The sequence below is a fragment of the Acidovorax sp. GW821-FHT10E03 genome, assembly GCF_059415205.1.
Window position 1 is genome coordinate 365,813 of the sequence record NZ_JBWKMU010000004.1, and the last position, 13,648, is coordinate 379,460.

Genomic DNA, 13,648 nt, shown 5'->3' on the forward strand with positions numbered 1-13,648 from the left:
GACACGCATGCCCGACAACCACCCGCCCGCAGGCCTGGCACGGCCAGCCATCCGCCCTTCGCCACGCCTTGCCCGGCGCCAGCTGCTGGCCGCGGCCGTCAGCCTGCCCTGGCTGGGACTGGGCAGCGCCCGCGCGCAGGAAGGGGCCATCCGGATTGCACAGTCCACCGCCCTCACCGGCCCGCTGGGCGATCTCGGCTCGGCCATGCACCAGGGCGCCAAGGCGGCGTTTGCAGGCATCAATGCACGGGGCGGCATCCACGGCAAGACCATCGAGCTGGTCACCCAGGACGACAGCTACGACGTGCCCAAGGCGCTGGCCAACGTGACGCAGTTCCTGGCCGATCCGGGCACCTTCGCGCTGTTCAACTGCATGGGCACGCCCATGATCGACGCCATGCTGCCCAAGGTGGTCGACAGCGGGATCCCGTTCTTCGCGCCGTTCACGGGCGCGCAGCTGAGCCGCACCAAGAGTGCCCGCAACGTGTTCAACATCCGCGCGAGCTACGCCGACGAGGCCGAAAAGCTGGTGCAGCACCTGTCCACCATCGGCATCCAGCGCATCGGCATCGTCTACCAGAACAACTCGTTCGGCAAAGAGGTGTTCACCGCCGCCAAGCAGTCGATGGACCGCCTCAAGCTGCCCGAGGCGCTGACCGTGACGGTGGAGAACAATGCCTCGGACGCGGGCACGGCGGCGGCCAAGCTGGCGGGCGGCAACCTCGAGGCCATCGTGATCGGCCTGGCGGGCAAGCCCACGCTGGAGTTCGTGAAGGCGTTCCGCGCCATCAAGCGCGGCGTGACGCTGTATGCGCTGTCGGTGATGGGCACGCCCGCCACCGTGAAGGCCCTGGGCGCGGACGCCACGGGCATGGCGATCTCGCAGGTCGTCCCGCTGCCCTCCAATGCGGTCATGCCGGTGGTGCGGGACTTTCAGGCGGCCTGGAAGGCGGCGGGCGCCACCGCAGAACCTTCGCACCTGGCGCTGGAGGGCTACATCAACGCCCGCGTGTTCGCCGAGGCACTGCAGCGCGCGGGGCGCAACGCCACGCGCGCCGCCTTCATCGATGCCACCTGGAACCTCAAGAAGTGGGACCTGGGCGGCTTCGAGATCCATGCCACCACCCCGGACCGCAACGCCTCGCGTTTTGTCGAGCTGACGCTGGTCGGGCGCGACGGGCGCTTCCTGCGCTGAGCCCGGGCCTCGGCGGCCTTCGGCCGTTCTGCCCTCCCCCGGCCACCGGACGGGCGCCGCCCGCCCCGTGGCGCGGGCGGAATCAGGGCACCTGAACCACCACCGCGGCGGACAGGGGGCCTTCGTTGCCGGACGCATCCAGCATGCTGACCTGGTAGCTGTGGCTGCCGCTGGGCGCGGTGGTGTCGGTGTAGGCCGGATCGGTGACCGTGGCGATCGCCACGCCGTCGCGGTACACCCGGTAGCTGGCGGCACTGCTTGCAATGAAGGACTTCTTGACCGCCTGCATCTGCGGGTTGGTGCCGGACTGCGGCAGATAGCCGTAGTTGATGGTCCACACCAGCGTGCCGCCCAGGCCCTGCTCGCGCACCCATTTGCCCTTCTCGGCGATGGAGCGCTCATCCTCGAAGCTCAGGTAGGTGACCGGCGTGGAGCCCCGGTACCAGGGCTGCGAGTACGTGATGTACCCCTGCTTGGCCACGTCGTCCCAGCGATACGCGGCGCCGGGCTGCCCGAAGGCGTTTTCCTCCACCAGGCGCTGGTAGTTGTTCATCCAGTCGCCGTTGTCCACCCAGCCCTGCATGCCCGTGAGGTCCTGGCGCGGCCCCGTCACCGGACGGGGGTAGTACACGCCGTAGAGCCCGATGCCAATGCCCAGCTTGGTGCGCGGTACGCCCGCGCTCAGGTAGGCCTGCACCGTGGAGGCGATGGACGTGGGGTGCAGGTCGCCCTCGCCGAACAGGGGGGAGTGGTGCCACGACTTCCAGCCCCAGTCGCCCGCCATGCTGTAGGTCATCAGGTTGTACTGGTCCACCAGCTCGGCCACCTGGGCGTGCCAGGGCGTGATGTCCGGCTGGTTCTTGTTCACCCAGAAGCCGGGCCAGCTCAGTTCCAGCGGCGCGTTCGGCGCCTGGTAGCGGGCACGCAGCGCCGAGGCGGCGCGCAGCTCGCGCAGCAGCGCCAGGGCCTGGGCGCGGCCGACCTCGGTGTCCAGCTTTTCTTCCCAGTCGATGTCCACGCCGTCGTAGTTTTTCTGCACCGCCTTGTCGAGGATGTTCTTGATGAAGCGTGCGCGCACCGTGGGGTTCGCCGTGGCGGCGATGAACCCCGCGCCATCGCTGTCCCCGCCCACCATCATCACCGCCTTGACGCCCGCCGCATGGGCCTTGGCGATCAGCGCGTCCTCCACGTTGGCCAGATGGCCCGTTCCGGCGCCCTCCAGCAGATCGCCCGCCTGTCCGCCGGGCAGCGAGCCCAGCGCGGGCGCATAGCGGCCGAACACGAAATGGGTCATGGTGGTCATGTCCACGGCGTCCGGCGGGAACAGGTTCCAGAACCAGCCCGCGTAGTAGCCATTGACCCACTTGCCGCTCTTGGTCACGGGGTTCCAGCCAACACGCACGCCCTGCTGGGTGGCCGTGGCGGTGACGCCGCCCACCGGGGGCAGCGGGTTGCCTGCGTCCACCGTCACGTTGACGAGCGCGCTGGTGGCCTGGCCCGCGCTGTTGACGCACTCCAGCGTGTAGGCGGCGCTGGCGGCAGGACTGACCTGCTCGCTGCCCTGCACCGGGCGCGCACCGCTCCAGCCACCCGAGGCGGTGCAGCCGGAGGCGTTCTGCGACTGCCAGTCCAGGCGCGCGCTTTCTCCCGGCCGGATGCGGCTGGGCGTCGCGGCGAAGCTGGCGATGGTGGGGGGCACCGGCGGCGGACTGTTGCGCACGAGGATCACCGTGGAGGCCCCGGTGGCGTCTCCCTGCGCGTTGCTGCAGCTCAGGCTGTAGGTGGTCGTCACCACCGGGCTGGCGGGGGCGGTGCCGCTGACGGGGCGGTCGCCGCTCCAGCCGCCGGATGCCGTGCACGTGGCGGCGTTCTCGGTGCTCCACGCCAGGGTGCTCGTGGCGCCAGCGTCAATGGTGCCCGGGTCCGCCCCGAACGACAGGATGCGTGGCGGCGCGGGCGGCGGCGGCTCGGCCCCGCCTTCGATGACGAGCTGGGCCAGGCCTTCTCCGCCGGCCTCGAAATACTCCATGCGCACCGTATGGTTGCCGGCCGCCAGGGGCAGTTCGGCCACGTCCATCGTGATGCCGTGCGGGGTCCAGTTGTCGATCACCCGCTGGCCGTTGACGAACACGCGCACGCCATCGTCGGTGAACGTCACGAACCGGGCGGTGCCGGCCGCAAAGGGCACCGAGGCCGTCCAGCGCGCCGAGAAACCGTCCACCGGCAGCCGGGGGTCGGGGCTGTCGGTCATCCAGTAGCGGTCGATCGGCCCCTCCTCGCAGCGGGTCAGCACCGGTGCGCCGGACAGTCCGGTATTGGGAAAGTACTCCGCCAGCCACTGGCCCGGCGCGCAACTGGCCTGCGCCATCGCGCTGCCGCCGGCCAGCATCCAGGAGACGGCCAATAGCCGCAGCAGGGTCCCTGCATGGCGGGACCGGATGCGCCAGGAGCGCGCTGCGCGCTCCCTCGCCGCTGGTAGATGGGGCATGGTGAAATTTCTCCTGGAAGACAAGGCAAAGGGCAAAAGAAAACAAAAACGCCGCGCGGCAGAACGGTGTGATTCCTGAATCAAATGTGGCTTTGACGCTTGTCCCATATTGATTCTTTGCTATTGGATTCATACCGGCAGCAGGCACGGCGCTTTGGCGGCGGCAGGCAGGAGCGCAGGCCTTGCAGGCAGCGCTCCGCCACCGGGCCCATTGTCCGAAGCGGTGGGCGGCAAATCCATCCGACTGATGTCCTACGACCTTGTGCGCCGGGTCGTAAGACCCGCTCCACCCCCCCACCCCGAACGCGGCGCGCGGCAGAAAGGCGTGGCCGCCCCGTGCACCGGCGCGGGCTCCCCCCGGTGGCGCACCGCGGTCCACCGGGCCGCACGGAGCCCAGGCGTTCGCCCTGCGGCGGCGGCCAGCCCCGCAAAAGCGCGCTCAGCGCGGCCCGCGCCAGGAGAGCAAAAGAGTCCACGGCCGCGCCACGGGCGGCCCTGGTGGAGCGGCAGGCGTCATGCAGACGCACCGGCCGGCATCCCAGGGGGTGCCGGCGCCCCGGGGACGCCCTATTGCGCGGCCACCGCGTACCGGTAGCCGCGGAAGGTCCAGACCGTGCGCCCCGGCTCGATCTTCTCCAGCACCAGGCCCGGCGCGGCCTGGTCGCCCTCGTGCAGCACCTGCCCGTTGACGATGGCCATGCGGTACACCGGGTTGCTGGAATGCGTGGCCCCCGTGACCTTGAGCGCGGGCAACTGCGCGCGCAGGGTGTCCGGCAGGTCGGTCTGGGCGAACACCGGGCTCGCGGGCGGCGCAGCGCCGGGGTCCTGCGTGGAGCGCGGGGCAGACCCGTTGGCTGGGAGCGGCGCGCCAAGCGACTCACGCGGGCGCGCCGGATCGGCCGCCGGCGCCCGTGCGGCGGGTGGTGCCACCACCACCGCGGCCACAGGCCGCTCGCGCTCACGCGCGGTGCCGCCACGCTTGTCCGCCGCGCGCTTGCTGTCCGCCGGGCGCGGCTCGGGTGCCGGCGGGGCCGCCCGGGCGAGCGCGGGCTCTGGCGGCGGCGCCGGCGCGGGCACGGAAGAAGCCAAGGGGGGCGGCGGCGCCACTGGAGCTGCCGTCGTGGCAGGTGCTGTGGGTGTGGCGGGCGCGGCAGGGGCAGGCGCCACCACGGCGGGCGCGGCCGGGGCCGCCGCCGTCGCCACCGGGGCCTGCGGCCGCAGGGCCCACCAGGTACCACCGGCCGCCAGCCCGGCCACGCCCACCACCACCACCGCCACGGCCCAGAGCGGGGCCGGCGCCGCCCGGTGGACGGCGGGCAATTCCCCGGCCGCGGGCGCGGCCTGGGAGTGCAGGCCCGGCACGGCCCCCCGGCCGCGTTCGGCGTCGGCACGCCGCAGCGCATCAAGGATGTAGGACATGGTCAGTCTCCGTTGCGCAGGCGCGGCTCGTTCACGCCCGTGGCGCGGTTGAGCAGCATGAGTGTCAGGGGGCCGGCACGGCCATCGGGCGTCACGCCCTGGGCCAGCTGGAAGCGGTGGATGCGCGACTGGCGCAGCGCGGGTGTCACCGGCCGGCTGCCGGAGCCCGTGCCGCCGGCCGCCTTGCTGGCCAGTTGCTGGTCCAGCCAGGCCGCGCCGGCCGGGGTGTCGCTGATCTCGCCGCGATCGGGCATGCCGGCCGGGGCGCGCCACAGCGTGGCGATGTCGCCGCGCCACGCCTGCGCCAGTTCGGCCACCGGCACCCGCAGCGTACGGCCGCCGCCTTCCAGCGCGGCGGTCTCGCCGTCCAGGCCGCGCAGCAGCACGGAGACCGGGGCCTCGGCTTCATCCGACGGATACAGCGCGAGCAGCACGGGCCGGTCGATCTGCCGCACCAGGTTCAGGCCCGCGCGGCGGTTGCGGTAGCAGCGCAGCCCCTCGCGCGGCAAGGTGGCGCAAGCGTCCGCCCCCGCGGGCAGCTTCACGCCCCAGGCCGAGGCCAGCGCCTGCCAGGCCGGCGCGTCGCTGGCGGGCTGCGCCAGCACGAATTGCTCCAGCGCGGAAGGTTGCGCCCCCGGCGGGATGGCGGCCGCGGCCGCCCCCTGCGCGGCGGACGCGGTGGACGCCGCCGCCAGCACCGCGGGCGCCACCAGGGGCGCGGCTACGGGCGGCGGGGGCGTGGCGGCGGGACGGGAGGCCGCGCGCGATGGAGCGGCCCCGGCGCCCGTGGCCGCCTGCGGCCCCGGCTGCGGCGCGGGCCACAGGCCCAGCGCCCAGCCCGCGGCCGCCACGGCCACGGCACCCGCCACGGCGCCCAGGCCCGTGGACGCCCAGCGCGGCAGCGGTGGCCGCGCGCTGCGCGCCGCGGCGGCCGATGCCGGTGCGTCGAACACTTCGCGCGCGGCGCGGTTGACGATGGCCCTGGTGACCTGGCGCGCCCCCGCCGCGTAGGCGCCGAGCAGCGCCCGGTCGCACAGCAGGTTGATGCGCCGGGGCACGCCGTGGGAGAGCGCATGCACGCGCTGGATGGCGCGCCGCTCGAACGGGATCGGCCCGTTGAGCCCGGCCACGGCGAGGCGGTGCGCGATGTACTGCTGCGTCTCCAGCGGGGTCAGGGCGTCCAGGTGAAAGCGCGCGATCACGCGCTGGGCCAGCTGCTCCATCGAAGGCCGCGCCACCATGGCGCGCAGCTCGGGCTGGCCGATGAGAATGATCTGCAGCAGCTTGCGCTCGCTGGTCTCCAGGTTGGTGAGCAGGCGCAACTGCTCCAGCACGTCGGCCGCGAGGTTCTGTGCCTCGTCGATGATGAGCACGTTGTTGCGCCCCGAGGCGTGCGCGGCCAGCAGCGACGCGTTGAGCGGGTCGATGCAGTCCTTGACCGTCTCCACCCCCGGCACGGCCGGCTTGTGCGGCACGCCGAACTCGTCGCAGATGGAACGCAGCAGCTCGCCCACGGTGAGCTTGGGATTGAAGATGTAGGCCACGTTGCAGTTCGCCGGAATCTGCTCCAGGAAACAGCGGCACACCGTGGTCTTGCCCGTGCCCACCTCGCCGGTGAGCAGCACGAAGCCGCCGCCCGCGTCCAGCCCATACAGGAGGTGCGCCAGCGCCTCGCGGTGCCGCTCGCTCATGAACAGGTAGCGCGGGTCCGGTGCTATGGAAAACGGGGGATGCTGAAGACCGAAAAACGGGGCGTACATGCCGTGAGGATACCGCCCTGCCATGAAACGCCCCCCGGCCGTACCCGGGCACAGCGCGGGGCCTGCCCGGACAGGGAGGCAGGGTTTCACCCACCGAGTAGTTTCCCGTAAATTGTCGTCGGCAAGACAAGATGGCGTCAAAGTGGGTCCTAGCATTGGACCCAACGCGCTGCCACAAGGCACCCAGCCGCGCCCCGGCAGCCCCCGGGCCGACACCTCTTACTTTTAGGAACCGGAATGAAGACCACGTTCCCGCAATTGCTGCTCAAGCATGCCGCCGAGCGCCCCGACGCGCCGGCGCTGCGCGAAAAAGAATACGGCATCTGGCAGACCCACAGCTGGGCCGACCTGGTGCGCCTGGTGGAACAGGTGGCGGCCGGCCTGCACCTGGCGGGCCTGCAGCGCCACGAGCACATGGTGGTGATCGGCGCCAACCGCCCCCGCCTGTATGCCACCATGCTCGCTGCGCAATCGCTGGGCGCCATTCCGGTGCCCCTGTACCAGGACGCCGTGGGCGCGGAATGCATCTTCCCCCTGAACAACGCCGAGGTGCGCTTTTGCCTGGTGGAAGACCAGGAACAGGTCGACAAGCTGCTCGAGATCCGCGCGCAGTGCCCGCAGATCTCGAACATCTTCTTTGACGATCCGCGCGGCCTGCGCAACTACGAGGAAGAAGGCCTCGCGTCGCTGGACTCGCTGATCGAGGCGGGCAAGGCGCATGCCGCCAGGAACCCCCAGTGGTTCCGCGCCGAGGTGGCCAAGGCCCAGCCCGACGATGTGGCGGCGATGTTCTTCACCTCGGGCACCACGGGCAACCCCAAGGGCGTGGTGCACACCCACAGCACGCTGCTGGACCGCGCATCCGCGGGCGCCGAGTTCGACAAGCTCACCAGCAGCGAAGAGGTGCTGGCCTACCTGCCCCCGGCCTGGATCGGCCAGAACATCTTCAGCTATGCGCAGTGGCTGGCCTGCGGCTACGTGGTGAACTGCCCCGAGTCGGCCAGCACCGTGACCATCGACCTGAAGGAAGTGGGCCCCACCTACTACTTCGCGCCACCACGCATCTTCGAAGGCCTGCTCACCAGCGTGATGATCCGCATGGAAGACGCGGGCACCCTCAAGCGCAAGATGTTCCAGGCCTGCATGGCCGTGGCCCAGCGCGTGGGCCCCGCGCTCATGGACGGCCTGCCGGTGGGCACGCTCGACCGCATCAAGTACGCCCTGGGCAACCTGCTGGTGTACGGCCCGCTGCGCAACAACCTGGGTTTCAGCCGCGTGCGCGTGGCCTACACGGCGGGCGAGGCCATCGGGCCTGACCTGTTCACCTTCTACCGCTCCATCGGCATCAACTTGAAGCAGCTGTACGGCTCCACCGAGACCGCCGTGTTCGTGTGCCTGCAGCCCGACAACCAGGCGCGCGCCGACACCGTGGGCGTGCCCATCCGGGGCGTGGAGATCAAGGTCGCCGACAATGGCGAGATCCTGGTCAAGTCCGCCGGCCTGCTCAAGGAGTACTACAAGAACCCCAAGGCCACGGCCGAGGTGCTCACGGCCGACGGCTGGTACCACACGAGCGACGCGGGCTTCCTCGACGCGCACGGCCACCTCAAGATCATTGACCGCGTGAAGGACGTGGGCCGCATCAAGGGCGGCGCCAACGATGGCGCCATGTTCGCGCCCAAGTATGTGGAGAACAAGCTCAAGTTCTTCCCGCACATCAAGGAAGTGGTCGCGCTGGGCGACGGCCGCGAGAAGGTGTGTGTGATGGTCAACATCGACTTCGACGCCGTGGGCAACTGGGCCGAGCGCCGCAACCTGCCCTACGCGGGCTACACCGACCTGGCGCAAAAGCCCGACGTGTACGAACTGATCCGCGAGTGCATCGAGAAGGTCAACGCCGACCTCGCCACCGATTCCATGCTGGCGGGCAGCCAGGTCAGCCGCTTCCTGGTGCTGCACAAGGAACTCGATGCCGACGACGGCGAGCTCACGCGCACCAACAAGGTCCGCCGCGGCTTCATCGCCGAGAAATACGGCGTGCTCGTGGACGCTCTCTACGCGGGCCGCACCGAGCAGTACATCGAGACCCAGGTCAAGTTCGAGGACGGCCGCACCGGCAGCGTGAGTGCCACCCTGAAGCTGTCGGACACCAAGACCTTCGCGCCGGTGAAAAAGGCCGCATGACCCCGCACCCCACCCATTGAGTCCAGGCATTCAATCCATGACCAAAAAGAAGATCGGTGACGTCATCCTCGACGTCAAGAACATCAGCCTGCGGTTTGGCGGTGTGAAGGCGCTGACGGACATCTCGTTCAACGTCAAGGAGCACGAGATCCGCGCCATCATCGGCCCCAACGGCGCGGGCAAGAGTTCCATGCTCAACTGCATCAACGGCGTGTACACGCCGCAGGACGGCTCCATCACCTTCCGCGGCAAGACCTTCTCGCACATGAACTCGCGCCAGGTGGCCGAGATGGGCGTGGCGCGCACGTTCCAGAACCTGGCGCTGTTCAAGGGCATGAGCGTGATCGACAACATCATGACCGGGCGCAACCTCAAGATCAAAAGCAACCTGCTGATGCAGGCGCTGCGCATCGGCCCGGCCGAGCGCGAGGAGATCCGCCACCGCGAATACGTCGAGCACATCATCGACTTCCTGGAAATCCAGGCCTTCCGCAAGACCCCCGTGGGCCAGCTGCCCTACGGCCTGCAAAAGCGCGTGGACCTGGGCCGGGCCCTGGCCATGGAGCCCCAGGTGCTGCTGCTCGACGAGCCCATGGCCGGCATGAACGTGGAAGAGAAGCAGGACATGTGCCGCTTCATCCTCGACGTGAACGACGAGTTCGGCACCACCATCGTGCTCATCGAGCACGACATGGGCGTGGTGATGGACATCAGCGACCGGGTGGTGGTGCTCGACTACGGCAAGAAGATCGGCGACGGCAGCCCCGACGAAGTGCGCAACAACGAAGACGTGATCAGTGCCTATCTGGGCACGAGCCACTAAGGGCGGGAGAAAAAAACAATGGCATTCTTTCTCGAAACACTGATCGGCGGCCTCATGGCCGGCATGCTGTATTCGCTGGTGGCGCTGGGCTTCGTGCTGATCTACAAGGCATCGGGCGTCTTCAACTTCGCGCAGGGCGCGATGGTGCTGTTCGCCGCGCTGGCCATGGCCCGCTTTGCCGAGTGGATTCCCAAGTGGACGGGCATCAGCAGCCCCATCGTGGCCAACCTCGCGGCCTTCGTGATTGCGGGCGCCATCATGTTCGTGGTGGCCTGGCTGATCGAGAAGCTGGTGCTGCGCCACCTGGTGAACCAGGAAGGCGCCACGCTGCTCATGGCCACGCTGGGCATCACCTACTTCATGGAAGGCCTGGGCCAGACGCTGTTTGGCAGCGACATCTACAAGATCGACGTGGGCATGCCCAAGGACCCGATCTTCATGCTGGACAGCCTCTTCCAGGGCGGCATCCTGGTGAACAAGGAAGACGTGATCGCCGCCGCCATCGCCGCCGCACTGGTGGCGCTGCTGTCGGTGTTCTTCCAGAAGACGTCCACCGGCCGCGCCCTGCGCGCCGTGGCGGACGACCACCAGGCCGCGCAATCCATCGGCATTCCGCTCAACCGCATCTGGGTGATCGTATGGTGCGTGGCCGGCGTCGTGGCTCTGGTGGCCGGGATGATCTGGGGCAGCAAGCTCGGGGTGCAGTTCTCGCTGACCACGGTGGCGCTGCGAGCGCTGCCGGTGGTGATCCTGGGCGGCCTCACGTCCGTGCCCGGCGCCATCATCGGCGGGCTGATCATCGGCGTGGGCGAGAAGCTGTCCGAGGTGTACCTGGGCCCGTTCGTGGGCGGGGGCATCGAGATCTGGTTCGCGTATGTGCTGGCGCTGGTGTTCCTTCTGTTCAGACCGCAAGGTTTGTTCGGGGAGAAGATCATCGACCGCGTGTAACCCATAACAACAAGAACAGGAAACTTCCATGCTCTACCGCGAAAACGGCCAGTTCAAGACCAGCTACCGCGCCGACCAGCAGATCTTCCCCATCGCGCAGGACCGCATCGCCATCGCGCTGCTGCTGGCCGTCGCCTTCCTGGTCGTGCCCATGCTGGCCAGCGACTACATCTTCCGCGCCATCCTGATTCCCTTCGTCATCATGGCGCTGGCGGCCCTGGGGGTGAACATCCTCGTGGGCTACTGCGGCCAGATCTCGCTGGGCTCGGGCGCGTTCATGGCGGTGGGGGCCTATGGCGCCTACAACTTCTTCGTGCGCTTTCCGGGCATGCCGCTGATTCCGGCGCTGATCCTGGGCGGCCTGTGCGCCACGTTCTTCGGCATCCTGTTCGGGCTGCCCAGCCTGCGCGTCAAGGGCCTGTACCTGGCGGTGGCCACCCTGGCCGCGCAGTTCTTCTCCGACTGGATGTTCCTGCGCATCAAGTGGTTCACCAACAACTCGGACTCGGGCTCGGTGTCGGTGAACAACCTGCAGGTCTTCGGCCTGCCCATCGAGAGCGCCACCAGCAAGTACCTGTTCTGCCTGGCCCTGCTGGTCGTCGTGGCCCTGCTGGCCAAGAACCTGGTGCGTGGCGCCATCGGCCGCGAATGGATGGCCATCCGCGACATGGACGTGGCGGCGGCCGTGATCGGCATCCGCCCCATGTACGCCAAGCTCAGCGCCTTCGCCGTGAGCTCCTTCATCGTGGGCATGGCCGGCGCGCTGTGGGCCTTCGTGCACCTGGGCGCGTGGGAGCCCGCGGCCTTCTCGGTGGAAATCTCGTTCCGCCTCCTGTTCATGGTGATCATCGGCGGCCTGGGCTCCATCTCCGGGGGGTTCTTTGGCGCCGCCTTCATCGTGGTGCTGCCCATCGTGCTCAACCAGTTCCTGCCAGCCTTCATGGGCCTGTTCGGCATCGAGGTGTCCACCGCCGGTGTCTCGCACGCCGAGCTGATGATCTTCGGCGCGCTGATCGTGTGGTTCCTGATCGTGGAGCCGCATGGCTTGGCCAAGCTGTGGTCCACCGCCAAGCAGAAGCTGCGCCTGTGGCCCTTCCCGCATTGATTGATATGCACCCCCCGATTCGCTTCGCGCCTTCCCCCTCTCCTTCGGGAGGGGGACGCCACCGGTGGCCTGGCAAAGCCAGTTCCACGGTGGCGCTGGCCTCGTGCATGCCAGTGCAAAGCTCGCAGCCCTTGAATCCGTCGGTTTCTTCCCCGTGCTTCAACACATTCATCCAAAGGAGACATCCATGAAGCTTTCGAAACTCGTGATCGCCGCTGCCGTGGTCGCCGCCGGTGCGTCGACCATCACCACCAGTGCCTTCGCACAAGCCAAGGAGCAGTTCTTCCCGCTGCTGTCGTACCGCACCGGCCCCTACGCGCCCAACGGCGTGCCATGGGCCAACGGCAAGCAGGACTACATCAAGATGATCAACGCCCGCGACGGCGGCATCAACGGCGTGAAGCTCACCTTTGAAGAATGCGAAACCGGCTACGCCACCGACCGTGGCGTGGAGTGCTACGAGCGCCTGAAGGGGCGCCCCGGCGTGTCGCTGTTCGACCCGCAGGCCACCGGCATCACCTTCGCGCTGACCGAGAAGGCCCCCGTGGACAAGATCCCGCTGATGACGCTGGGCTACGGCCTGTCGGTGGCGCAGGACGGCCAGGCGTTCAAATGGAACTTCCCCTTCATGGGCAGCTACTGGACCGGCGCCGACATCCTGATCCAGCACATCGGCAAGGCCGCGGGCGGCATGGACAAGCTCAAGGGCAAGAAGATCGCCCTGGTGTACCACGACAGCCCGTTCGGCAAGGAGCCGATCCCGCTGCTGCAGGAACGCTCCAAGATGCATGGCTTCGAGCTGCAGATGCTGCCCGTGACCGCGCCCGGCGTGGAGCAGAAAGCCACCTGGCTGCAGGTGCGCCAGAGCCGCCCCGACTACGTGCTGCTGTGGGGCTGGGGCGTGATGAACTCCACCGCCCTCAAGGAGGCCCAGGCCACCGGCTATCCGCGCGACAAGATGTATGGCGTGTGGTGGGCTGGCGCCGAGCCGGACGTGCGTGACGTGGGCGAAGGCGCCAAGGGCTACAACGCGCTGGCCTTGAACACCTCGGGCCAGCAGCCCAAGGTGATCCAGGACATCCTGAAGAACGTGCACGACAAGGGCCAGGGCACGGGACCCAAGGACGAAGTGGGCTCGGTGCTGTACACCCGCGGCGTGATCATCCAGATGCTGGCCGTGGAATCGGTGCGCCGCGCGCAGGAGCGTTTCGGCAAGGGCAAGGTCATGACCGGCGAGCAGGTGCGCTGGGGCATGGAGAACCTGGCCCTGGACCAGAAGAAGCTCGACGCCATGGGCTTTGGCGGCGTGATGCGCCCCCTGTCCACGAGCTGCGCCGACCACATGGGCTCCACCTGGGCCCGCGTGCACACCTGGGATGGCGCCAAGTGGAACTTCTCGTCCGACTGGTACCAGGCCGATGAGCAGATCCTCAAGCCCATGATCAAGGCGGGCGCCGACAAGTACCTGGCCGACAAGAAGATGACGCGCCGGGATGCGGCGGACTGCCAGTCTTGATTCGGACCATCCCCCTGAGGCGCTGACGCGCCTTCCCCCTTCTCTCTTAGCGCTTCGCGCTGCGGGAAGGGGGACGCCACCAGCGCGGCGGGGCGGCCCTTGCGCGGTGGCCCTGGCCTGGGCAGCGACCGTTTCAGGGGCCAGTGAACAGCGGTTGCCTCTTTGGCAGCCGCCAATCCAAAGGGTTGTGCAGCAGCTTTTTGGATTGGC

Annotated in this window: 9 protein-coding genes; 6 read left to right on the top strand and 3 right to left on the bottom strand. The window is 68.8% G+C overall.

Features of this window, described 5'->3' with window-relative positions:
• Window positions 1-7: 7 nt before the first annotated feature.
• A complete protein-coding gene (locus AC07OD_RS09720; protein WP_492246297.1) occupies window positions 8-1,195 on the top strand; it encodes an ABC transporter substrate-binding protein in 1,188 nt (395 codons plus the stop codon).
• An 82-nt stretch (window positions 1,196-1,277) separates the two neighbouring features.
• Here the strand turns inward: AC07OD_RS09720 and AC07OD_RS09725 are convergent, their stop codons facing one another.
• The 3 genes from AC07OD_RS09725 to AC07OD_RS09735 form a co-directional block, all read right to left on the bottom strand.
• Window positions 1,278-3,683, bottom strand: coding sequence for a glycosyl hydrolase family 18 protein (locus AC07OD_RS09725; protein ID WP_494596353.1), 2,406 nt, complete (start codon window positions 3,681-3,683; stop codon window positions 1,278-1,280).
• A gap of 567 nt (window positions 3,684-4,250) precedes the next feature.
• The gene (locus AC07OD_RS09730) at window positions 4,251-5,102 is read right to left on the bottom strand and encodes a general secretion pathway protein GspB (RefSeq protein ID WP_494596354.1); all 852 of its coding nucleotides are present in this window, start codon (window positions 5,100-5,102) and stop codon (window positions 4,251-4,253) included.
• A gap of 2 nt (window positions 5,103-5,104) precedes the next feature.
• Entirely contained in the window at window positions 5,105-6,862 is a 1,758-nt protein-coding gene (locus AC07OD_RS09735) for an ExeA family protein (protein WP_494596356.1), read from the bottom strand.
• 237 nt (window positions 6,863-7,099) lie between these two features.
• Between AC07OD_RS09735 and AC07OD_RS09740 the strand changes: the two genes are divergently transcribed.
• From AC07OD_RS09740 to AC07OD_RS09760, 5 genes are all read left to right on the top strand, one after another.
• Window positions 7,100-9,046 carry an AMP-dependent synthetase/ligase gene (locus tag AC07OD_RS09740; RefSeq protein WP_218341427.1) on the top strand — a complete coding sequence of 649 codons (1,947 nt, stop codon included), beginning with the start codon at window positions 7,100-7,102 and terminating at the stop codon, window positions 9,044-9,046.
• A 37-nt stretch (window positions 9,047-9,083) separates the two neighbouring features.
• Window positions 9,084-9,869, top strand: coding sequence for an ABC transporter ATP-binding protein (locus AC07OD_RS09745; RefSeq protein ID WP_055400027.1), 786 nt, complete (start codon window positions 9,084-9,086; stop codon window positions 9,867-9,869).
• 18 nt (window positions 9,870-9,887) lie between these two features.
• Window positions 9,888-10,817 carry a branched-chain amino acid ABC transporter permease gene (locus tag AC07OD_RS09750; protein WP_218297233.1) on the top strand — a complete coding sequence of 310 codons (930 nt, stop codon included), beginning with the start codon at window positions 9,888-9,890 and terminating at the stop codon, window positions 10,815-10,817.
• 28 nt (window positions 10,818-10,845) lie between these two features.
• Entirely contained in the window at window positions 10,846-11,922 is a 1,077-nt protein-coding gene (locus tag AC07OD_RS09755) for a branched-chain amino acid ABC transporter permease (RefSeq protein WP_218297234.1), read from the top strand.
• Window positions 11,923-12,109: 187 nt separating this feature from the next.
• Window positions 12,110-13,438: an ABC transporter substrate-binding protein gene (locus AC07OD_RS09760; protein ID WP_218297235.1), complete on the top strand. Its 1,329-nt coding sequence runs from the start codon at window positions 12,110-12,112 to the stop codon at window positions 13,436-13,438.
• Window positions 13,439-13,648 lie beyond the last annotated feature (210 nt).

Excerpts from the sequence above, each read along its gene's own strand:
- AC07OD_RS09720 (WP_492246297.1), top strand. The coding sequence starts at position 8 with ATGCCCGACAACCACCCGCCCGCAGGCCTGGCACGGCCAGCCATCCGC.
- AC07OD_RS09725 (WP_494596353.1), bottom strand. The coding sequence starts at position 3,683 with ATGCCCCATCTACCAGCGGCGAGGGAGCGCGCAGCGCGCTCCTGGCGC.
- AC07OD_RS09730 (WP_494596354.1), bottom strand. The coding sequence starts at position 5,102 with ATGTCCTACATCCTTGATGCGCTGCGGCGTGCCGACGCCGAACGCGGC.
- AC07OD_RS09735 (WP_494596356.1), bottom strand. The coding sequence starts at position 6,862 with ATGTACGCCCCGTTTTTCGGTCTTCAGCATCCCCCGTTTTCCATAGCA.
- AC07OD_RS09740 (WP_218341427.1), top strand. The coding sequence starts at position 7,100 with ATGAAGACCACGTTCCCGCAATTGCTGCTCAAGCATGCCGCCGAGCGC.
- AC07OD_RS09745 (WP_055400027.1), top strand. The coding sequence starts at position 9,084 with ATGACCAAAAAGAAGATCGGTGACGTCATCCTCGACGTCAAGAACATC.
- AC07OD_RS09750 (WP_218297233.1), top strand. The coding sequence starts at position 9,888 with ATGGCATTCTTTCTCGAAACACTGATCGGCGGCCTCATGGCCGGCATG.
- AC07OD_RS09755 (WP_218297234.1), top strand. The coding sequence starts at position 10,846 with ATGCTCTACCGCGAAAACGGCCAGTTCAAGACCAGCTACCGCGCCGAC.
- AC07OD_RS09760 (WP_218297235.1), top strand. The coding sequence starts at position 12,110 with ATGAAGCTTTCGAAACTCGTGATCGCCGCTGCCGTGGTCGCCGCCGGT.